16 protein-coding genes and 1 pseudogene are annotated in these 21,315 nt (G+C 47.2%); 8 read left to right on the top strand and 9 right to left on the bottom strand.

Annotation, left to right across the window (positions count from 1 at the left end):
* Positions 1-21: 21 nt before the first annotated feature.
* Positions 22-354, bottom strand: a complete 333-nt coding sequence (locus tag NL643_RS02650; RefSeq protein WP_005494151.1) for a tRNA-binding protein — start codon at positions 352-354, stop codon at positions 22-24.
* 176 nt (positions 355-530) lie between these two features.
* On the opposite strand from NL643_RS02650, the gene NL643_RS02645 reads away from it, so the two are divergent.
* Positions 531-1,529, top strand: coding sequence for a substrate-binding domain-containing protein (locus tag NL643_RS02645; protein WP_134647114.1), 999 nt, complete (start codon positions 531-533; stop codon positions 1,527-1,529).
* 90 nt (positions 1,530-1,619) lie between these two features.
* Here the strand turns inward: NL643_RS02645 and NL643_RS02640 are convergent, their stop codons facing one another.
* Entirely contained in the window at positions 1,620-3,008 is a 1,389-nt protein-coding gene (locus tag NL643_RS02640; RefSeq protein ID WP_233059795.1) for an MFS transporter, read from the bottom strand.
* Between the two features lie 70 nt (positions 3,009-3,078).
* On the bottom strand, positions 3,079-4,149 hold the full coding sequence (locus NL643_RS02635; RefSeq protein ID WP_253643860.1) for a cellulase family glycosylhydrolase: 1,071 nt from the start codon (positions 4,147-4,149) through the stop codon (positions 3,079-3,081).
* 213 nt (positions 4,150-4,362) lie between these two features.
* On the opposite strand from NL643_RS02635, the gene NL643_RS02630 reads away from it, so the two are divergent.
* Positions 4,363-5,388, top strand: coding sequence for a LacI family DNA-binding transcriptional regulator (locus tag NL643_RS02630; protein WP_006742407.1), 1,026 nt, complete (start codon positions 4,363-4,365; stop codon positions 5,386-5,388).
* Between the two features lie 70 nt (positions 5,389-5,458).
* Here NL643_RS02630 and galM read toward each other — a convergent pair whose 3' ends face one another.
* The 4 genes from galM to galE form a co-directional block, all read right to left on the bottom strand.
* Positions 5,459-6,523 carry a galactose-1-epimerase gene (galM, locus tag NL643_RS02625; protein WP_253643859.1) on the bottom strand — a complete coding sequence of 355 codons (1,065 nt, stop codon included), beginning with the start codon at positions 6,521-6,523 and terminating at the stop codon, positions 5,459-5,461.
* A gap of 9 nt (positions 6,524-6,532) precedes the next feature.
* Positions 6,533-7,693, bottom strand: a complete 1,161-nt coding sequence (gene galK, locus NL643_RS02620) for a galactokinase (protein WP_253643858.1) — start codon at positions 7,691-7,693, stop codon at positions 6,533-6,535.
* A gap of 109 nt (positions 7,694-7,802) precedes the next feature.
* Positions 7,803-8,855, bottom strand: a complete 1,053-nt coding sequence (locus tag NL643_RS02615) for a UDP-glucose--hexose-1-phosphate uridylyltransferase (RefSeq protein ID WP_015297203.1) — start codon at positions 8,853-8,855, stop codon at positions 7,803-7,805.
* Between the two features lie 84 nt (positions 8,856-8,939).
* Positions 8,940-9,959, bottom strand: coding sequence for a UDP-glucose 4-epimerase GalE (galE, locus tag NL643_RS02610; protein ID WP_253643857.1), 1,020 nt, complete (start codon positions 9,957-9,959; stop codon positions 8,940-8,942).
* 379 nt (positions 9,960-10,338) lie between these two features.
* On the opposite strand from galE, the gene ebgR reads away from it, so the two are divergent.
* The 4 genes and pseudogenes from ebgR to NL643_RS02590 all read left to right on the top strand — a co-directional run bounded on the left by ebgR (position 10,339) and on the right by NL643_RS02590 (position 16,739).
* Positions 10,339-11,325, top strand: coding sequence for a transcriptional regulator EbgR (gene ebgR / locus NL643_RS02605; protein ID WP_140375218.1), 987 nt, complete (start codon positions 10,339-10,341; stop codon positions 11,323-11,325).
* A gap of 347 nt (positions 11,326-11,672) precedes the next feature.
* Positions 11,673-14,771, top strand: a pseudogene (gene ebgA / locus NL643_RS02600) (beta-galactosidase subunit alpha).
* 3 nt (positions 14,772-14,774) lie between these two features.
* Positions 14,775-15,227 (top strand): beta-galactosidase subunit beta, encoded by a 453-nt coding sequence (locus tag NL643_RS02595; RefSeq protein ID WP_064354265.1) that lies wholly within the window; start codon positions 14,775-14,777, stop codon positions 15,225-15,227.
* A gap of 78 nt (positions 15,228-15,305) precedes the next feature.
* Entirely contained in the window at positions 15,306-16,739 is a 1,434-nt protein-coding gene (locus NL643_RS02590) for an amino acid permease (RefSeq protein ID WP_005456559.1), read from the top strand.
* Positions 16,740-16,786: 47 nt separating this feature from the next.
* On the opposite strand, the gene NL643_RS02585 is transcribed toward NL643_RS02590, so the two are convergent.
* The gene (locus tag NL643_RS02585) at positions 16,787-17,731 is read right to left on the bottom strand and encodes a LysR family transcriptional regulator (protein WP_253643856.1); all 945 of its coding nucleotides are present in this window, start codon (positions 17,729-17,731) and stop codon (positions 16,787-16,789) included.
* 88 nt (positions 17,732-17,819) lie between these two features.
* Here NL643_RS02585 and chrA point away from each other — a divergent pair, with 88 nt between their 5' ends.
* Both chrA and NL643_RS02575 read left to right on the top strand, forming a co-directional pair.
* Positions 17,820-18,959, top strand: coding sequence for a chromate efflux transporter (chrA, locus tag NL643_RS02580; RefSeq protein ID WP_253643855.1), 1,140 nt, complete (start codon positions 17,820-17,822; stop codon positions 18,957-18,959).
* Between the two features lie 100 nt (positions 18,960-19,059).
* On the top strand, positions 19,060-20,175 hold the full coding sequence (locus NL643_RS02575) for a phosphatase PAP2 family protein (RefSeq protein WP_253643854.1): 1,116 nt from the start codon (positions 19,060-19,062) through the stop codon (positions 20,173-20,175).
* Positions 20,176-20,294: 119 nt separating this feature from the next.
* Here NL643_RS02575 and NL643_RS02570 read toward each other — a convergent pair whose 3' ends face one another.
* Positions 20,295-21,308, bottom strand: coding sequence for a lipopolysaccharide assembly protein LapB (locus tag NL643_RS02570; RefSeq protein ID WP_006742396.1), 1,014 nt, complete (start codon positions 21,306-21,308; stop codon positions 20,295-20,297).
* Positions 21,309-21,315: the final 7 nt, after the last annotated feature.

Here is a 21,315-nt window from a genome sequence, read left to right as displayed (position 1 = left end):
ATAGAGCGACCAGTGAACTGATTAAACAATTCTCACCCCAGTCGGCATCGCTCTTTCTGGCGTAAGCAACACACTTTCGGATTCATCATCCGTTTCTGCGCACAACAACATACATTCTGAGGTTTCGCCGCGCATTTTGGCTTTGGCAAGATTACACAACACGACCACTTGTTTGCCCATCAACTCTTCCTCGGTGTAATAAGGCACTAAGCTGGTTACGGTTTGCAGTGTTTTTTCACCAATATCAATTTGCACAATGTACAGCTTGTCTGCATTTTGATGACGAGCCACTTCAATGATTTTTCCGGTACGAATTTCCAGTTTGGCAAAATCTGAGTAAGCGATAGTTTCCATAATTAAAACCTCAGTAAAGTTTTACTAAAAAGATAACGTTTACACTATCAGTAAGCTTAATAAATACAAGTGGTAAAGATCTCATTTCCGAAAGCAAATCCCCTATCAAATTGCACTTATTACACAATGGGTGTTTAATACTTCCAGTCAAAATTTTTAGCCACTAAAGGTTCTATATGGCAACGATCAAGGATGTCGCGAAAGAAGCCGGTGTTTCGGTCGCAACGGTTTCTCGCGTGATCAACAAGTCCCCAAAAGCCAGTCAATCATCGGTAGAGTCGGTCACCAAAGCAATGAGCAAATTGGGTTACAGACCCAATGCCGCAGCTCGTGCATTGGTGAGTCAAAGCACAAATACCATGGGTGTGTTGGTGAGTGATGTGTCCGATCCTTTCTTCGGCACGCTGGTCAAATCCGTCGATAATATCGCGCGCGAAAATGGCAAACATATCTTGATTGGCAACGGGTATCACAATCCAGATGATGAGCGTCAAGCCCTAGAATTGCTGATCAACAGCCGTTGCGATGCAATAGTCATCCACTCGAAAGGCTTATCTGATGAGGAGCTAATTGGCTATGCCCAAGAAGTGAAAGGTATGGTGCTTATCAATCGACATATCCCAGAGCTAGCCGAACGCTGTATTTCCCTTGATAACCGCAAGGGGGCATTCCTCGCGACAGAATATTTGATTCGTCACGGGCATCGCAAAATTGCTTGCATTGCCTCATCCCACGATATCGAAGATACCGATGAGCGATTGCAAGGTTACCAAGCAGCATTGAAAGAACATGGTATTGAACTCTCCAAAAGCTACATCGAATACGGTGAACCCAACAGTGATGGTGGCGAAGTTGCGATGACCAACCTGTTAACCAAATCTTTGGAGATTACTGGAGTGGTGGCCTACAACGACTACATGGCCGCTGGCGCACTGGCAGCGTTAGATCAAAATGGCATTGACGTACCAAGTAAGGTTTCTATGGTCGGGTTCGATGATGGCTTAATCGCCCGCTTTGTTCACCCTAGCTTGACTACTATTCGCTACCCAATCGAGATGATGGCAGAACGCGCCGCCCGTTTGGCTTTGGCGCTATCTCGTGACGAAAAAATTGAAGACGAAACCATTATTTTTAGCCCAACTTTAGTACGAAGAAACTCTGTCGAGCGTTGTTGATGGTGAATAATCTGTAATTTGAAAACGAAAAGCCCGCTCAGGTTATTGAGCGGGCTTTTTCTTTGAGCACTTGTCGAGACGATATGGACTCTAGCTCAAGGCTTCGTTCGGTTTTGCAGACTTCACGTCAACGCCTTGCGCAAACTCACCACGCTGTAATTTTTCTCGTAAAATCGCGTGTTGGTCTTCGGTAAATGTGTAGCGAGACATAATAAAGATGCGCACTAAAGCTCCCAATGCGGGTAGCAACGCAATACAGAAGAACATGCCACTGAGCGCGGTTTCCGTTTGCACCGCATTTGGTACATAGCCAATCATCGTCAAGATAACCCCCGTTAAGCCACCCGCTACCGCAACAGAGAGTTTGCCTGTAAAGGTCTGTCCCGAGAACGTGATCGCCGCGGTACGTTTGCCGCTGTGGTAGTAAGAGTACTCAACTGTATCTGCAATCATGGCCGAGATAAGAGGGTTAGTCATCATAAAGATGCCTGTGATCACCGCTAACCACGCCATCACGACCGTTGGATTATCATAGCCAGTAAAATAGAACCCAATGCGAGCGATGATCTCTAAAACGCACAGCGCAATAAAGATGTCACGTTTTTTGAAACGCTTCGTCAGCACTGGCGTAGCCAAACACGCAATCGCACTTACCAAAGTGATGGTACCAATCAGAGAGACTAATCCTGCGTCCCCCATGTTGTATGTGAAGAAGAAAATGTACAGGCCATTCACTAGATTGAAAAACACATTCATGAAAAACGCTGCCAGAATAAAAAACAACGGCTTGTTTTTACGAACGGCTTGAAAGGTTTGTTTTAGGGTGACTTTTTCACAGCTCTTCGTCGAGATGCGTTCTTTGGTGTTATAAAAACCGTTCAGCATGAAGAACAAACCCGCGATCATCAACACAATCACAGCTGGTAAGTAACCCTGATCTGCTCGGCCATCAGCGAAGTAAGCGCTCAGTTTCGGGAACACAACCAAAGTTGCACCAATACCTGCATTCACCCCTAACATGGCACAAGTTGCCGCTTTTGCTCGCTCTTGCGGTTCATCCGTCATAACAGAAGACATAGACCAAAACGGCACATCAGAAATGGTGTAAAGCGTACCCCAAAGAATGTAAGTGATACCGGCATACATCACTTTTGTCGACGTATCAGCATCAATGTTATAGAACGCGGCCACCGTGACCAGAACAATCAGAATCGGCGTAAACAGCATGTAAGGGCGGAATTTACCAAAGCGAGAGTCTAGCGTGTCCATGTATCCGGCAATGAGCGGATCGTTCACCGCATCCCACACACGAGCAATCAAAAAAATCGTACTCGCCGCAATTGGAGAAATGCCCAAAATATCGGTATAGAAATAAAGAATAAAAGAGCCGACTAGACCAAAGCTAAAGCACTGGCCTACCCCATAGCCGAAGTAAGACATCAGCTCCTTATTAGTGAGTTTGTTTTGTAGAGTAGTCATTGTTCACGTCTCAATTGATTTTATTGTAAATAAGAAACCGACCCATTTCTCAGAGTCGGCTCACAGGCAATTAATCCACTTCTGCGAGTGTTTTGATCAATTGCACTTCGCTTGCGTCATACGGCTGTCCTTGCTCATCAAGCAGATCGTGGAACCATTGACTCGCATAGTTTGCATCGCTACGTTTTATCTCTGGCCAAGGCAGATGCGTTTGTGTTTTTCCTTTCACTAATCCCCACTGGTAGCAACCAATGTTTTTCTGTTTAAAGACCGGAAGCTGTTCGTGCATGTACGATTGCGCATGACGAGCAAGCCACTCAGTACACATCATTGGTCGGTTGTAGCTTTCTACAATTTCAACGGCTTTATGGAACAGATCGAGTGGTAAGTAAGCGTGGAAAGTAATGATGTCCGATAGCTCCATCGCTTTGCGATCGGTTGGGTGTTCATAAATCGGTAGGCTTCGGTCAAGAATGCTTGGCGCATGCCAAGCGCCAACGGTGAGAGGCTGAGTTGGGTTTTCTTCACGTGCCCACTCAAACGCTTTTTCCATCAGCTCATGGCTAAAGATTTCCATTTCTTCGTCATAAGCGATCTCACCCGTGGTGGTGAAAATCATGCGGTTGGTTGGCTCGTTATAGAGATCCCAAATAACGATTCGAGGGTCATTTTTGTAGGTAGAGATGATGTCGCGAATATACGCTTCGACCTCACCCCACATAGATTTGTCCATCACCACATTGCGACCAGGACTTGCTGCTGCTTGGCTGTTGTGCAAATCCGGTACGGGCGCTTTTTGTTCACCAAGATAAGGATGGTCGCCCGAAAAACCGCAGTCATCCATCGGCGTGAGCATCACTTTGATTTGATTGCGTTCGCAAATATCCAGAAAGCGCTCAATTCGCGCATGTAAACCATCGCGATCCGCTTGCCAAACTATAAATGGTAAGTTGGTACGTAAAGTGTTGTAACCCACATCATGCGCCCAAGCTAACTCTTGTTCCAACACCTCAGGTGCAAAAGATTCCGCTTGCCACATCTCATTCCAGTTAACCGCTGTGCGCGGTAAATAGTTAAAGCCACGTAGCCAGCCATGCTCTTTTTGCCATTGCCACGCTTTCTCTTCCGACCATCTTTTCATCTTAACTCACCTTAAAACTAAATTATTAACTAATAATATTAGCTAATATATTAATTAATAATTTAATGACTAGGTGCTCAAAGAATAAACGTGGTGAAAATCACAGCTTTTAAGTTGCTCTGACTTACTTTTGTGATCTTTATCTTTAAAGGATGATCCGAACTTAATCTTTAGCTAATATCTTTAGCTAACGAAATTACGTAAAAGAGCAGAATGGCTAAAAAAATCACCATGAGTGACATTGCGGCGGCGGCTGGCGTCTCTCAGTCGACCGTATCGCTGGTATTGAATGGCTCAACTTCCGTAAAAATCGCGGAAGCGACCAAACGTAAAGTGCTCGAAACCGCAGAATCACTTGGCTACAAAAACAAAAAGGTTGCCCATGCTTTGGGACGCCCTAAAAAGATCGCATTGGTGATCAACGGCTTAACCAGTTATGACCCTTTTATCGATGCCATCAATGCAGCGAGAGAAGAAGCGTGGTCGAACGACTACATATTGGTGACGTTCAATTACAGCCATGATGAAGTGTTGGCAAGCAAGATTGAGTCGGAGATCAACGGCGGTGATTACGCAGGTTTGGTTTATGCATCCAGTATGACGCGAGAGTTGGAGCAGCAACGCGTCACAACTTCCTTACCGACTGTGCTGCTGAACTGCACCAACGAAGAACACACCGAAACGCCAAGTATTTTGCCGGCCGATATGATTGGAGCTTACAAAGCAGTTTCACACCTCACAGCGCAAGGCTATCGTCGCATTGCCATGCTGTCTGGTGAAAGTTGGATGCTAGCCAGTAAGCAACGTGCCGATGGTTATCGTCAGGCTCTCATTGATGCAGACATCATTCCTAACTCAGAGTATTTAGTCGATGCAAACTGGTCGCTAAAAGAAGCGCACCAGCAAACACTGGCACTACTGAATATGGAGCAGCCGCCAGAAGCGATTTTCTGTGGCAGCGACTATATGGCAATGGGGTGCTACCAAGCGATAGCGGAGTTGGGGTTGAAGATTCCTCAGGATGTTGCCGTTGTCGGTTACGATAATCAGCAAATTGCCTCTGAAAGCTTCCCAGCATTAACGTCGGTTGAACTGCCCTACTCAGACATGGGTAAACTCGCAATCGAATCGTTGATGGCACTGATTGAAGGGCAACCGTTGCTTTCTAACAAACGCAAAGTAGAGGGTGAGCTCATCGTTCGAACCTCTTCGACAAAAACAAAAAAGGTGGGCATGTAGCCCACCATAACACCCAAAGTCGTTGGAGTTGCATCGCTGCCGCTGCAAGTTCAAAGGGCAGAAGTGCTATCTAAAATTCAAACTGATAAGTAGTTTGAGGCTGATAGCAATCCCCAGAGCTCAACACCCCATTGTTGAGTCCCCATTCTGGTTTGTTTGGCCCGTCTGGAAAGTACTGCGTTTCCAATGCTAGGCCGTCATAGCGTTCGTAAGTTTTACTTGCACCTGGCGTACCGGCTAAGAAATTACCTGAATAGAACTGGATGGCAGGTTTGGTGGTTTTCACCTTCATCACCACATCTTCTTTTGGTGCAATTAAAACCGCAGTGACAGACACGCCATCGGTCACTTCAGGCGTGAATACAAAGGCGTGATCGTAGCCACCAGCAGTTTTCTGATCTTGCTCGGCAAGAAATTCTTGGCCAATCGATTTTGGCTCGGTGAAGTCGAAACTGGTGCCCGAAACTGGCTTTTGTTCACCGGTAGGAATTAACCCCGCATCCGTTGGCAAGTAATGCCCAGCATTGAGCTGTAAAGTATGATCCAAACTTTTCGCGCGGCTCGCCTCACCAGCCAAGTTAAAGTAAGCGTGATTGGTTAAATTCACTGGAGATGTTTTGTCGGTCTTAGCATCATAGGCGATAGCTAGTTCATTCTCGTCAGTGAGCGTGTACATCACCTTCACATCGAGGTTTCCCGGATAGCCTTGGTCACCGTCCGGGGAGCGAAGTGAAAATGTGACCTGTTGATCATTTTGCTTTTCAACCTTCCAGCGGCGTTTATCAAACCCTTCCAGCCCACCGTGCAGTGAGTTTTCACCGTTATTGATACCAAGTTGATACTTCTCTCCGTCTATCTCAAACTGCCCTTTCGCAATTCGGTTAGCAAAGCGGCCAACAATGGAACCGAAGTAAGCGTCTTGCTTCATGTGTTCAGCCATATTTGGTGAGCGCAACAACACTTCACGGTTTTCACCATTTACCGGTAATGTGCAACTCAACCACGTCGCACCGATATCCATAAACGACGCTGTCATACCATTCGCGTTGGTCAAATGAATCAGATTCGCAGTTTGGCCATCAAACGACGGCGTTTGCGCCATCGCTTGTTCTAGTTGTTGAAAATAGGCTTTCATCATCATTCCTTACAGCACTTCAACCAAACCCGCACCATTTTTGGCTTGGCAAACATAAATCGACTCTTTTAAGCCCGTAGCGGCTTGGTACTTCGCTTCAACTGCCGCTTTCACGTCATCAACCAGTGCTGGCGGTACAATTGCCACGATGCAGCCACCAAAGCCACCGCCAGTCATGCGCACGCCGCCTTGATCGCCGATCACCTCTTTGACTATCTCCACCAGCGTATCGATTTCTTTTACCGTAATTTCGAAATCATCGCGCATCGAGGCATGAGACTCGGCCATCAGCTCGCCCATACGCTTCATGTCGTGTGCTCGCAGCGCTTGCGCCGCTTCCACAGTACGATCGTTTTCTGTGATGACGTGACGGGCACGTTTTGCCACCATTTCATCCAGCTCAGCAACTTTCTCGTTGAACTGCTCAATCGTCACATCGCGCAGCGCTTTCACACCGAAAATGCGCGCCGCTTCTTCACATTGCTGACGACGAGTGTTGTATTCACTGTCGACCAAACCACGCTTTTTATTCGAGTTGATGATCACGACAGCCATCTCTTCTGGCATAGAGACAGCTTCAGTTTCTAAGCTACGGCAATCCAATAGCATCGCGTGATTTTCACGCCCTTCCGCTGAAATCATTTGGTCCATGATGCCGCAGTTACAACCAACGAATTCGTTCTCGGCTTGCTGACCGTTTAAGGCGATTTCCGCTTGGCTGATCTCAAGATTGAACAGCACTTTGAACGTCTGGCCAATCACCACTTCCAACGCCGCCGATGAGCTCAAACCCGCACCTTGAGGCACGTTGCCGCTGACTGAAATATCCGCTCCCGTGAACGCGTAACCGCGTGCAAGAAGGCACTTCACCACGCCGCGAATGTAGTTCGCCCACACTTTGTCTTGCTGGAAAGTAATGGCTTGCGTGATATCGAATTCGTCCATTGCGTTACCGTAATCGACCGACACCACACGCACGATATTGTCTTCACGCTTTGCCGCCGCCACGACCGTTTGGTAGTTAATGGCACACGGTAGGACAAAACCATCGTTGTAATCGGTGTGCTCACCAATCAAGTTCACACGACCAGGCGCTTGGATAATATGGCTAGGTGCGTAGCCCAACACTTGCTCAAATGACGCTTTCACATTTTGGATAAGTTCAGACATAGGGACGTTCTCTTAAAATAGTAATTTGTGTGGGATAGCGCGTTGAGCCTAACTTTCTATCTGGAAAGTCGCGCTATCCCGTTATTCGTAATCAGTCCAATTTAAAGACTTAGCATTCTTTGTAATGGACATCACTCACATCACGCAGACGCTGCGCCGCTTGCTCTGCGGTGAGGTCACGTTGGCTTTCTGCCAGCATTTCGTAGCCCACCATGAACTTACGAACCGTGGCACTGCGCAGTAGTGGCGGATAAAAAAGTGCATGAAGCTGCCAATGGTCGATGTCTGTGCCTTGGTCAAAAAACGGTGCGTAGTGCCAGCCCATTGAGTAAGGGAAAGAGCATTGGAATAAATTGTCGTAACGGCTGGTCAGCTTCTTAATCGCTCGCGCTAAATCGTCTCGTTGCTCATCGCTGAGTTCGCTCATGCGACGAATGTGCGTTTTCGGCAACAACATGGTTTCGAACGGCCAAGCAGCCCAGTAAGGCACCACCGCCAGCCAGTGTTCGGTTTCCACCACGATGCGTGAGCCGTCTTTGAGTTCCGCTTGTACGTAATCCACCAGCAAGTTGCTGCCGTGTTCTTGGTAGTAGGCTTTTAGGTTGTGCTCTTTGCGCTCGATCTCATTTGGTAAGAAGCTGTTCGCCCAGATTTGACCGTGTGGATGCGGCTGAGAACAGCCCATGGTTTCGCCTTTGTTTTCGAACGCCTGAACCCAAACGTACTCTTTGCCTAGCTCTTCAATTTGCTCATTCCATGTATCAATCACGCCACGAATATTATCCACTGGCAGCTCCGGTAAGGTTTTGCTGTGATCTGGCGAGAAGCAAATCACTCGGCTCAAACCACGCACACCTTGCGTTTTGAATAGCGGGTTGTTTGACTCTGGTGCATCTGGTGAATCCACCATCAGCGCAGCAAAATCGTTATTGAACACATAGGTGCCTTGGTAGTCTGGATTGACATCGCCAGAGATACGTTCGTTGGTTGGACAAAGGAAACATTTACCGTCATAGCTTGGTAGCTCATCCAATGCGGGCTTTTCATCTGCGCCGCTCCAAGGGCGTTTTGCACGGTGAGGTGAAACCAAAATCCATTGCCCAGTCAGAGGGTTGTAACGGCGGTGTGGATGATCCACTGGGTTAAATTCGACATTCGACATGTTACTTACTCAACTTTTAAGAACTCTTTCATCTGCATTTCTCAATGGAATTGGAAAGTGCAGACAACAATGCGGTGACATAAACTACGCAGGGGAATAGCCACTAGGGTTATTTGACTGCCAGTTCCACGTATCGACAGTCATTTCAGCTACCGTGCGTGTTGCTTTCCAGCCTAGTTCACGCTCAGCTTTTTCCGTGCTTGCCCAACATTCAGCAATATCCCCAGGACGACGCGGGCATAACTCGTAAGGCACAGGTTTACCGCAAGCGGCCGCGAACGCATCCACCATCTCAAGTACGCTCGAGCCTTTACCTGTACCTAAGTTGTAAATGTGCAAACCCGATTTCTCACCCACCGATTTCAATGCGGCGATGTGGCCGTCGGCCAGATCCATCACATGGATGTAATCACGTACGCCAGTGCCGTCAGGGGTTGGGTAGTCGCTACCGAATACCGCGAGTTTTTCTCGGCGACCAACAGCGACTTGGGCGATAAATGGCATCAGGTTATTGGGAATGCCTTGTGGGTCTTCCCCCATGCTGCCCGATGGGTGCGCGCCAACTGGGTTGAAGTAACGCAGTAAGGTGATGCTCCAGTCGTTTTCAGCATGGAACAGATCGCTTAAGCACTGCTCCACCATATATTTGCTGCGTCCGTATGGATTGGTGGTTGCGCCTGTTGGTGAGTCTTCCGTAATCGGCACTATTTCAGGGTCACCGTAAACCGTTGCCGATGAACTGAATACGATGCTTTTCACGCCCGCTTTACGCATACTGCGCGCTAACACCAATGAGCCATTGACGTTGTTGTCGTAGTACTCAAGTGGTTTTGCCACCGATTCGCCAACTGCTTTGAGGCCAGCAAAGTGGATCACGGCTTGGATGTCGTGCTGCGCGAATACCGTATCCAAAAAGGCTTCGTCACGGATGTCACCTTGGTGGAACGCAGGCTGTTTGCCAGTCAGCGCTTCAATACGGTTTAACACGTCCAGTTTGGCGTTACACAAGTTGTCGACGATGATAGGTTCCATTCCCGCTTCAATCATCTGAACGCAAGTGTGAGTACCGATGTATCCCATACCGCCTGTGACAAGAACTTTCACTTTTGCTTCTCCACGTTTGCTGCTTTCTGTTCATACCTCACTCTGATGCGCTAAAAGCCAATCGCCATTGCATCGAATCGGTACGCCCATTTCTTAACTGGCTAAAAGTCTAGCAACCAATCTCGATCCAGATCCGTGATCGAATTCAAATTGTGTAAACGTTTCCACAAAATTACACGAAAGCCTTATTTTAGATGCAGACTTTAGTTAAATTAAACCGGGAAGATGATGAGCAGTGAAGATGAGTCGAACAGATACCGCTCTCTTTCATGGATCGCACGATTTTACTAAAAGTTTGTGCATCCCTAAGTAGCTGTTTACAATAGCCAGATTATTGAGTTCTCACTTGGACTGTGAGCAATGCCAACGGGAAATGTACATGGCAACACTAAAAGATATCGCCACTGAAGCGGGCGTCTCACTTGCAACTGTATCGCGAGTTTTGAATGACGATCCGACGTTGAGCGTTAAAGAAGAAACCAAACGCCGCATTTTAGAAATCGCAGAAAAGCTGGAGTACCGCACCAGCAGTTCGAAGAAAGCCACCAAAGAAGCCAAGCAAAAACATCACTTTTTGGCCTTGTACAATTACAAACAAGAAGCAGAAGTGAATGACCCGTACTACTTGTCGATTCGTCATGGGATTGAAACTCAGTGCGACAAACTCGGCATTACGCTAACCAATTGCTACAACAGCGAAATTGATGTTGAAACGCAAAAGATCACGGGTGTCCTTTTAGTCGGAAAAGTCGACCAAAAAGTGGTCAATAAGTTACCTAAACGCTTAGCCGATAGCATCTGTTACATCGACTTTTCAGATCCAACTAGTCCTTACGATTGCGTTGATATCGATCTTGTAAGAATCAGCAAGCAAGTGGTTGATTTCTTTGTACAACAAGGCTACGAGCGCATCGGATTTATTGGTGGACAAGACGAGCCCAACACCGCAGACATTCGTGAAAATGCGTTTGTGGACTACGGCAGCCTAAAAGGTGTGGTTTCTGAAGACGACATTTATCGTGGCGATTTCTCTAGCTTGTCCGGTTATGACTTAGCGAAAGAGATGCTGGCCAAAGGCGATTTCCCAAAAGCGATGTTCATTGCTTCGGACTCCATTGCGATTGGTGTGTTACGAGCAGTGCATGAGTTTGGTTTAAACATTCCTGATGATATTGCGCTGATCAGCGTGAACGACATCCCTACCGCGCGCTTTACCTTCCCACCTCTATCTACCGTTCGTATTCATTCTGAAATGATGGGGATTCAAGGCGTGAACTTGTTAGTAGAAAAATACCGTGACGGACGCGCACTGCCCCTTCAAGTGCACGTTCCAAGCAAGCTCAAGCTACGCGGCACAACTCGATAAAAACACCCTCAAAACTGTTCAAATAAAGCACTGAATTTTCAGTGCTTTTTTATTTCTTCTTTTATTTTCTACCGAATTTTTACTGTTTTTACTTTCCAAAACAATCTAGATCTCATTCCTTTACGCTGATCACATCTTGCTCAACATTGGTCATTTAAAACGTGACCAAGTTAAAGTAAAACGTTTTCACTGATTTATTTTAGTAAAACTTTTACTAATATCTTTCTCAGATTATTCATAAGCATTTTTCACAATACATCGGCCGTTATTTTTGCACTGATGTTGAGCCGCGATGAAACCAATCCGCACTCCAACATAAGCGCACCAAGCCGAGGGGAGATCAAAACGTGAACAATTGGGAAAACTTCCAACACTTACACGAGAATCGTATGGCACCACGTGCGTACTTTTTCTCCTACGACTCTGTTCAGAGCGCACAAACCTTTCAACGTGAACTGAGTCGCCGCTTTATGTTGCTCAGCGGCCAATGGACATTCCGTTATTTCACCAACCCAATGTTGGTGCCTGATGCGTTTTACTCACAAACAATGAACGACTGAGGACACATTACCGTCCCAAACATGTGGCAAATGGAAGGCCACGGCGATCTGCAATACACCGATGAAGGCTTCCCATTCCCGATCGACGTCCCGTTTGTACCAACCGACAACCCAACGGGCGCTTATCAACGCACATTTACACTTGGTCCACAGTGGGATAACCAACAAACCATCATCAAGTTCGATGGCGTGGAAACCTACTTTGAAGTGTACGTAAACGGCGAGTACGTCGGCTTTAGCAAAGGCAGCCGTCTTACTGCGGAGTTCGACATTTCTGCCTACGCACACCAAGGCGAAAACTTGCTCTCTGTACGCGTGATGCTGTGGGCCGATTCCACTTACATTGAAGACCAAGACATGTGGTGGACGGCGGGGATCTTCCGCGATGTTTACCTTGTGGGCAAAGAGCAGGTTCACGTCCAAGACCTAACAATTCGCACCGATTTCGCCGACGATTACCAAAGTGCGACGCTCAGTGCTCAAGTCGAATTGGAAAACCTTTCCACCGCTATCGCGTCTGGCTACACGCTGGAATACGCGCTGCATGACAAAGGCACTGTCGTAGCCAGTGGTCAATGCGATTCACTGACCATCCAAAACCACCACTCAACAAGCTTTGCGATTGATATGGTGAGCCCAACACATTGGACGGCTGAAAATCCTTACCTTTACCACTTGTTCATTACCTTAAAAGATCACCAAGGCAACGTAGTGGAAGTGATCCCACAACGCGTGGGGTTCCGTGACATCAAAGTGCGCGATGGCCTGTTTTACATCAACAATCAATACATGATGCTGCATGGTGTAAACCGTCATGACAACGACCACCTAAAAGGTCGCGCAGTGGGCATGGACCGCGTGGAAAAAGATCTGATTTTGATGAAGCAACACAACATCAACTCGGTTCGCACCGCACACTACCCGAACGACCCACGCTTCTACGAGCTGTGTGATATTTACGGCCTGTTTGTGATGGCAGAAACCGATGTGGAAACCCACGGTTTTGCCAACGTTGGCGACCTGAGCCGTATCACCAATGATCCTGCTTGGGAAGCGGTGTTTGTCGATCGCGCAGTGCGTCATGTTCATGCGCAAAAGAACCACCCTTCTATCATCATGTGGTCACTCGGTAACGAATCGGGTTATGGCTGTAACATCCGCGCCATGTACGCCGCAACCAAAGCCCTTGATGACACCCGTTTGGTTCACTACGAAGAAGACCGCGATGCTGAAGTGGTGGATGTGATTTCCACTATGTACTCACGCGCTCAACTGATGAATTACTTTGGCGAACACCCACACGAGAAGCCACGCATTATCTGCGAATACGCACACGCGATGGGTAACGGGCCGGGTGGTTTAACCGAATACCAAAACGTGTTCTATGCGCACGACCACATTCAAGGTCACTACGTTTGGGAATGGTGTGATCACGGCATTCTAGCGCGTGATGAACACGGCCAAGAGTTCTACAAATATGGCGGCGATTACGGCGACTACCCAAACAACTACAACTTCTGCATGGATGGTCTGATTTACCCAGATCAAACCCCAGGCCCAGGTCTCAAAGAATACAAACAAGTCATTGCACCGGTGAAAATCCGCGCCGTTGAAGGTTGCTATGACCGCTTTATCGTTGAGAACAAATTGTGGTTCACCAGCCTCGATGATTACACCATTACTGCTGACGTGCGTGCCGAAGGTGAAACCCTGCGTAGCGTGCAATTCAAAGTCGAAGCTTTGGTCGCCAACAGCGAACGTGAAGTGACCATCGACTTGCCAGAATTGGATGAGCGCGAAGCCTTTGTTAACTTCACCGTACGCAAAGACAGTCGCACGCTTTACAGCGAAGCCAACCATGAAATTGCGGTGTATCAGTTCCAACTGAAAGAAAACACCGCGACGTTGCCTGCGCTGGTCAACCACAATATTCAACCCTTGGCGCTTGAAGAAAGCCGCCTAGAGCACGTGATCACAGGTCATAACTTCGCGCTTACTTTCTCGAAAGTAAACGGCAAGCTGACTTCTTGGCGCGTAAATGGCGAAGAGATCATTCAATCAGAGCCTAGACTGAACTTCTTCAAACCGATGATTGATAACCACAAACAAGAGTATGAAGGTTTGTGGCATCCAGCGCATCTGCAAATCATGCAGGAGCACTTCCGCACACTTGCTGTGGAAGCAACCAATGATTCCGTCTTGATTACGACCACCAGCATCATTGCGCCGCCGGTCTTTGATTTTGGCATGCGTTGTACCTATCGCTATCAAATCAATGCTCAAGGCCATTTGAACGTGGAACTGAGTGGCGAACGCTACGGCGACTACCCTCACGTGATTCCGGTCATCGGCTTGGATTTGGGCATCAACGGCAGCTTTGATCAAGTGAGTTACTACGGTCGCGGCCCAGAAGAAAACTACCAAGACAGTCGCCAAGCTAACCTCATTGATGTTTACCACACCAATGTGGCGGACATGTTCGAGAACTACCCGTTCCCGCAAAACAACGGCAACCGCCAACACGTGCGCTGGGCATCGCTCACCAACCGTCATGGCACAGGGTTATTGGTGAAACCTCAGCAAGAAATCAACTTCAGCGCGTGGTTCTACACCAACCAAAATCTGCATGAAGCGCAACATACGATCGAGCTAGAAAAGAGTGGCTACATCACCCTTAATCTTGACCATCAAGTGATGGGGTTAGGCTCGAACTCATGGGGCAGTGAAGTGCTCGACTCTTACCGCGTGTACATGGACGAGTTCCGTTACGGTTTGACGCTGATGCCACTGCAAGCAGGCGATTGCAACGCACAAGTGATGGCAAACCATGATTTCGACAACGCATTTTTCACTCAAACCAATACTCAATCAGTCAACGAGGCGTAATCCATGATCGTGTTAGACAGCTTAGAGCAATTCAAACAGGTATATCGCAACGGTCGTAAATGGAACCGCTGTGTGGAAGCCATTGGCAACATCGGCAACATCAAAGATGGCGTGATGCACTCGATTGGCGATTCACTGGTGTACATGGTTGAAGATGGCATCGCGAAACAAACCGAAATGTTCATCGGTAACCGTCGTTACTTCGATGTGCATTACTACCTCGAAGGCCGAGAAACCGTTGAGTTCGCGGATAAAACCGCGTTGACACGAGAACAAACTTATCGTGATGAAACTGACCGCGAATTTTTTTCTGGTCAGGGTGAAACACGTGAGCTTTGCGAAGGCCAAGTGGCGATTTTTGAAAACAGTGAAGCGTACCGCTTCCATGGAGACAACCGCGTAAGAAAAGTGGTGCTCAAAGTGACCATCGAAGATGGCTACTTCCTAAATAAATAAAACAAGAGAAGGGCTGTGGTCACAGCATTACAAGCCCTTCCTCCCTACAATTCCAACGTGATTCACCGGAGATAGAACATGTCTGAATCCAAACGTAATACGATAGGTAAATTCGGGTTGTTATCCCTCACCTTTGCCGCAGTATTTAGCTTTAATAACGTAATCAATAACAACATCGAGATCGGTCTAGCTTCTGCGCCAATGTTCTTTCTGGCGACCATTTTTTATTTCATCCCTTTCTGTTTGATCATCGCAGAATTCGTATCTCTGAATAAAGATTCTGAGGCGGGGGTCTACGCATGGGTAAAAAGCTCACTCGGCGGTCGCTGGGCGTTTATCTCTGCCTACACTTACTGGTTCGTTAACCTATTCTTCTTCACGTCCTTGCTGCCGCGTGTTATCGCTTATGCGTCTTACGCGTTCTTGGGCTATGAATACATTCTGACGCCATTCACCACTACCGTGCTCAGTATGATTTTGTTTGCGTTTGCGACCTACGTATCGACGAACGGCGCGAAAATGTTGGGGCCAATTACGTCGGTGACCTCCTCCCTCATGCTGCTACTGACAATGTCGTACATTTTACTGGCTGGCGCAGCGTTGATCGGCGGCGTAGAACCAGCTGACCCAATTACTGTAGAAGCGATGATCCCTGATTTCAGCTGGGCATTTTTAGGCATTACTACATGGATCTTTATGGCGGCAGGCGGTGCGGAATCGGTCGCGGTTTACGTAAACGATGTGAAAGGCGGCTCGAAATCGTTCGTTAAAGTCATCATCATCGCAGGTATCTTTATCGGCGTGCTTTACTCAGTTGCGTCTGTTTTGATTAACGTATTTGTTCCTAGCGAAACCCTAAAATACACGGGCGGCTCGGTACAAGTATTTGAAGGTTTGGCTGCGTACTTTGGTTTGCCAGAAATATTGATGAACCGCTTCGTAGGCTTGGTATCCTTTACCGCTATGTTTGGCTCTCTACTGATGTGGACAGCAACGCCAGTGAAAATCTTCTTCTCTGAGATTCCAGAAGGCATTTTTGGTAAGAAAACCGTAGAGCTGAACGAAAACGGCGTGCCAGCTCGCGCAGCTTGGTATCAGTTCCTTATCGTTATCCCATTGATGATCATCCCAACATTAGGTTCTAACACCGCTCAAGATCTGATGAACACCGTGATCAACATGACCGCGGCGGCATCCATGCTGCCACCGCTGTTCATCATGCTGGCTTACCTGAATCTGCGCTTGAAACTGGATCACGTCGAGCGTGATTTCAAAATGGGCTCACGCAAAATGGGCATCGCTACCGTATCGGTACTGATCGCTATCTTTACAGTTGGTTTCTTAGCATCGACCTTCCCTACTGGGGCCGACATCATGACCATCATTTTCTACAACGTTGGCGGTATCGTGATTTTCCTTGGCTTTGCTTGGTGGAAGTACAGCCAATACGAAAAATCATTGAATCAGGAAGAGCGTATAAAAGAGGCCGCGCCAGCTTCGCAAGCGGTATAACACAGACTCTCAATGACAAACATTCTGGGCACCCTTTGGTGCCCTTTTTATATGTGAGAGGTGATGGTCGAAGAAACCAACTCGCGTAGCCAAATCCCTTTTTCTTCATTGTTTCGGCTGGAATGCCACAGCATGGCAATATCAAAATCCGCAACAGCGAGCGGCGGCTTAACAGTAATGAGATCGTCCGAAAAGCCCTCCGCCAACGCCATTTTTTCTGGCACGATGGCAATGAGATCGCGCTTTTTCAATAAATGCCGAATAGTGAGAAAGTTGCGCGACGCCACGGTGACTTTACGGCTCAAGCCATGTTCTGCGAGCTTTTGGTCTACTTGTGTCTTTAAGCTCCCATCGGGACTTACCAGAGCTTGCTCTATGTTCGCGAACGCTTCCAGAGACAGCTGTGTTTCCCCTTTCAATACCTGTTTATCACACATACACACGTGTTTTTCCGTGTACAAGTACAAGCTCTCAAAGTTGTCATCCAACACCGGCATACTGCCAATAATGACGTCGAGCTTTTCGTGCTCAGTTAATGCCACGTAGTTGCTACGATTGACGTTAATAAAACTGATCTGCGCCTCTGGTGCGCGCTGGCGTATTTCGTCATAAAGCCGAGGAGCAAAGATAAACTCGGCATAATCCGTTAATCCGATGCGACATACACCCGCGTAATTTTCAGGTTGGAAAGCAGACTTAGTGAGCAAGTCTTTGGCGATAGAGTCCAGCAAATGATGCACGGTTGGCGCGATGTGGTGAGCGTGCTCGGTGGGCTCCATCTTGTGTCCTTTTCGCTCAAAAAGCGGGTCGTCAAACAACAACCTTAAACGAGACAAACTATGACTCATCGCCGACTGGCTAACGTAACTTTTCTCTGCCGCGACGCTAACGCTTCGATGTCGATACAAGTAGGAAAACGTCACCAATAAGTTCAAGTCAATGTTGCGCCACTGAATGTCCTCTTTCACCTCAACACCTTTATCCCATTTCATTCATAGATGAAATTAAATTTATCAATTTGAGTCATTTTAGAGCATTCGATAAATTAGCAACAATGCTTTTTAGATAAACAGGCTCGACATGTTCACCATCTTCAAAACTTTTTTCTGGCTAGGTTGGTTCAGCTTCGGCGGCCCTGCGGCTCATATTGGTTATTTTCGCCAAACCTTTGTTGAGAAACTGAAATGGCTTGATGACAGCGAGTACGCGCAAATTGTCGCGCTCAGTCAGTTTTTGCCGGGACCGGGCTCAAGCCAAGTTGGCTTTGCTTTAGGCTATAAACGTGGCGGTTTAGGTGGCGCATGCGCAGCATTTGTCGGATTCACGCTTCCTTCGGTGATAATCATGTTGGCGCTGGCAATGGTGAGCAGCCAAATCACCGACACAGCAGTGTTCCAAAACATCGTTCACGGCCTAAAACTGCTCGCAGTCGTCGTCGTGGCGGATGCGGCTTGGGGCATGTACAAAAACTTCTGCCAAGGCAAACTGACCGCGGGTTTGTGCGTCGCGACTGCGATTGCGTTGCTGGTGGCACCAAGCATCATGACGCAAATGCTCGTGTTGCTCGCAGCAGGTTTTGTCGGCATGCGATATCTGAAGAAAGACTCCGCGCCATCAGCCGAGCCGTTTAAACCGTCTATCGCACCATTGGCTCTATTTACGGTGCTTTTGCTCGGCTTACCGTTAGTGGCTCATACGTTACCTTTGCTTGGACTGTTTAGTGATTTTTTCCAAGCTGGTAGTTTAGTGTTTGGTGGCGGTCATGTGGTGCTGCCGCTTCTACAAAACATTGTTGGCGACCAGCTCAGCCAAGATGCATTTTTAACAGGCTACGCCGCTGCACAAGCTGTACCGGGGCCAATGTTCACCTTTGCGACTTTTATCGGTTATGAGCTTTCGGATACGCCAATTTTAGGTGCGCTGATCGCAACGCTTGGCGTATTCCTCCCAGGGTTTCTTTTACTGCTTGGCGTTCTTAAAAACTGGCAAGCACTGGCAGGCAAACCGCTGGTCTCCGGCGCCATCAACGGTGTAAATGCCTCAGTTGTAGGGTTGCTACTCGCGGCACTTTACCAGCCAGTATTTAGCAGCGCAGTTGTTGCTCCCATCGACATGGCGTTAGTGATTGCGGGTTTCTATCTACACAAAAAGCTCAACCTTTCGGTGCTGTGGATGATCGTGTTTTTTGTGGTGGCAGGCCTTGTCACGGGCATGATGTAAAAATCTTAAACGACAAACTCTTAGCGGGCACTTAAATACAAGCGCCCGTTTTCTCAACTAAGCTTAATGACATTGGAAGGATAGAGATGATGGATCGTCGATGGAACAAGACAACAATTACCAGATCAACGTAAGTTGGCAGCAAAAAGCAGCGACTTGGCTCCAGTCTATGAAGAACGAGTTATTGATCGATAAGATTTTCTACACCTATTGCTTTATCTCGACTGCTGTCATTTATCTTTGTTCTTTATATCTCGATTTCCCTATTGATTACTCTTTTACCACTTACCTTGAAACGCTCATGCAAGCTTTGTATGTCACAGGTTTAAGCTGGTGTATCTATTATTATTTCTATCTCATACTGCGCAAAGAAAAACAGCCTGCAAAGCGCTTCATACGAAAACTGAAGCATCTTATTTTTCCACTGCACCGCCCTGTATCAATGTTTGTTTCGATGATGGCACTTAACCTGATTTTCTCTAACCACACGTTTTTGAAATCGCTTATTCCAATCATCAATCCTTTTAAATGGGATCTAACCTTTGCGAATATTGATACGCTGTTGCACTTCGGCTTTGCACCTTGGGAATTGACCCATGCATTGTTCTCCAATGCTTGGGCCTCACTGGCGCTAAACGTTGCCTACAACGCATGGTTTTTTTGTATGTGGGGTATACTCATCTTTTTCCTTATCTACAAAAAATACCCGTTGGTAAGGCAACAATTTTTACTCACGTTCGCATTGTCTTGGATGATTCTTGGTGTCTTCTTCGCCACGTTACTCTCTTCAGCAGGTCCTTGCTACGTGGAGCTTATCACTGGAGATGAACAGTTTGTTCCTCTGATGAAAACGCTCGAAGCCCAAAGCCAATATCTTACCAATGTGGACGCTGGGCAATTGTGGGCATTGCCTACACAGCAATATCTTTGGGATGAGTACATCGCCAATGCCAATGGTATTGGTTCTGGTATTTCGGCAATGCCGAGTTTGCACGTCTCCATTGCTGTTTTGATGGCGCTATCAATTTATAGACTCAACAAAACCATCGGCTACTTTGCTTACGCTTTCGCAGTCATCATTCAAATCGGTTCGGTACATTTAGCCTGGCATTATGCGATTGATGGCTACCTCGCAACACTCTTGACGGTGATGTTATGGAAGATAGTTGGTTGGGCTTTGCGGCGCTATGCTTCTTACCCTGAAAGAAGCGAATGAACGGCTAATTGAACAAACAATTTTACAACGGCACTACTCCCCAGAAATGAAAAAGTCCCCAAAAATGAAAAAGCCACTCTATCTTACAGAGTGGCTTTCTTTTAAAAGAGTCTTCGAATCTATTGGAGAAGCGCGGTAGAGGTATCCCCTCGCTCTCTGACCATTGCTAATGCTCGCTCTAAGTTTTTATTTGCCAGTTCATAGTAGGCAGGGTTCTTATCAATAGCCTGTTGTAAATAAGGAATCGCCTCTCCTGGTTTGCCTTGAAGGATCAAGAAATAACCAACATTGTTGAGCGCTTCCGGCTCTGTCATGTGTCGACTAAAAATACTCAGAGCTTGTCGTGGTTGATCTTTTGCCAGTGCAATGAGACCCAAGTTATTGATTCCCTTTTCATCCCCCGGCTTAATGCTCAGCGCAGCTTGAGTAAAGTGCGCCGCTTTTGAATAAGCTTTTTCCATGTAGTAGGAATAGCCTAGACTGACTAAAGCGTTGACGTTTCTTGAATCAATATCCAACGCTTTTCGAATTAATGCCTGCGCAATATCGTGGTCGCCACGAATGTCGTAAAGTACACCTAGACCAGAGTAAGCAGAAACCGGTGATTTATCATCATAGCGATACGTTGCAACGCTCTCAGCTGTAATGTTGTCTTTGGTGATAATAGGATCGCCATCCATACGAATTTGGTCAGCGTTCAAAGCGCGGATGTAGTAACTCTTCCCGACGTCCTTTTCGCCACGTTTCGTATACAGAGTGCCAAGTTCTGTGAGGGAACCAATGTGATCAGGGTTCTCTGCTAAAGATGCTCGAAATGATTTATCCGCAAGTTCTGAATTCTCTCTTGCCAAATGGATACGCCCCACGGTGTATAAGGTTTTGTCTTTATGGACCGCGTTAGGAAAAGAGAGCGAGCGAATGTATTCATACAACGCTAAGTCGACATTTTTATTGCTTAATGCAATATCCCCTCGAGAGATTGCCTCCTCCTCTGTTTTTGGAGGTTCATCATTGGTGAGTGACTCAACGGGCTTACCTGAGTACAGCGTTGAATCGAAGTCTGATGACTGTTCAGTTGTTGAACATGCGGTAAGCACCAACAACGAGATGATGACGTATTTCTTAATCCACATAACGATC

It is taken from the genome of Vibrio sp. Y42_MX_L11, assembly GCF_024181785.1.
GTDB classification, from domain to species: Bacteria; Pseudomonadota; Gammaproteobacteria; order Enterobacterales; family Vibrionaceae; genus Vibrio; species Vibrio diabolicus.
The sequence above is the reverse complement of the archived record's forward strand: the minus strand, read 5'-3'. Positions and strand labels throughout refer to the sequence as shown.

What these genes read in the sequence shown, in the direction of transcription:
- NL643_RS02615 (WP_015297203.1), bottom strand. Translation starts at nt 8,855, where the DNA reads ATGTCGAATGTCGAATTTAACCCAGTGGATCATCCACACCGCCGTTAC.
- NL643_RS02590 (WP_005456559.1), top strand. Translation starts at nt 15,306, where the DNA reads ATGTCTGAATCCAAACGTAATACGATAGGTAAATTCGGGTTGTTATCC.
- NL643_RS02630 (WP_006742407.1), top strand. Translation starts at nt 4,363, where the DNA reads ATGGCTAAAAAAATCACCATGAGTGACATTGCGGCGGCGGCTGGCGTC.
- NL643_RS02595 (WP_064354265.1), top strand. Translation starts at nt 14,775, where the DNA reads ATGATCGTGTTAGACAGCTTAGAGCAATTCAAACAGGTATATCGCAAC.
- NL643_RS02635 (WP_253643860.1), bottom strand. Translation starts at nt 4,149, where the DNA reads ATGAAAAGATGGTCGGAAGAGAAAGCGTGGCAATGGCAAAAAGAGCAT.
- galK (WP_253643858.1), bottom strand. Translation starts at nt 7,693, where the DNA reads ATGTCTGAACTTATCCAAAATGTGAAAGCGTCATTTGAGCAAGTGTTG.
- NL643_RS02575 (WP_253643854.1), top strand. Translation starts at nt 19,060, where the DNA reads ATGGAACAAGACAACAATTACCAGATCAACGTAAGTTGGCAGCAAAAA.
- NL643_RS02640 (WP_233059795.1), bottom strand. Translation starts at nt 3,008, where the DNA reads ATGACTACTCTACAAAACAAACTCACTAATAAGGAGCTGATGTCTTAC.
- NL643_RS02570 (WP_006742396.1), bottom strand. Translation starts at nt 21,308, where the DNA reads ATGTGGATTAAGAAATACGTCATCATCTCGTTGTTGGTGCTTACCGCA.
- galM (WP_253643859.1), bottom strand. Translation starts at nt 6,523, where the DNA reads ATGAAAGCCTATTTTCAACAACTAGAACAAGCGATGGCGCAAACGCCG.
- NL643_RS02645 (WP_134647114.1), top strand. Translation starts at nt 531, where the DNA reads ATGGCAACGATCAAGGATGTCGCGAAAGAAGCCGGTGTTTCGGTCGCA.
- NL643_RS02585 (WP_253643856.1), bottom strand. Translation starts at nt 17,731, where the DNA reads ATGAAATGGGATAAAGGTGTTGAGGTGAAAGAGGACATTCAGTGGCGC.
- chrA (WP_253643855.1), top strand. Translation starts at nt 17,820, where the DNA reads ATGTTCACCATCTTCAAAACTTTTTTCTGGCTAGGTTGGTTCAGCTTC.
- ebgR (WP_140375218.1), top strand. Translation starts at nt 10,339, where the DNA reads ATGGCAACACTAAAAGATATCGCCACTGAAGCGGGCGTCTCACTTGCA.
- NL643_RS02650 (WP_005494151.1), bottom strand. Translation starts at nt 354, where the DNA reads ATGGAAACTATCGCTTACTCAGATTTTGCCAAACTGGAAATTCGTACC.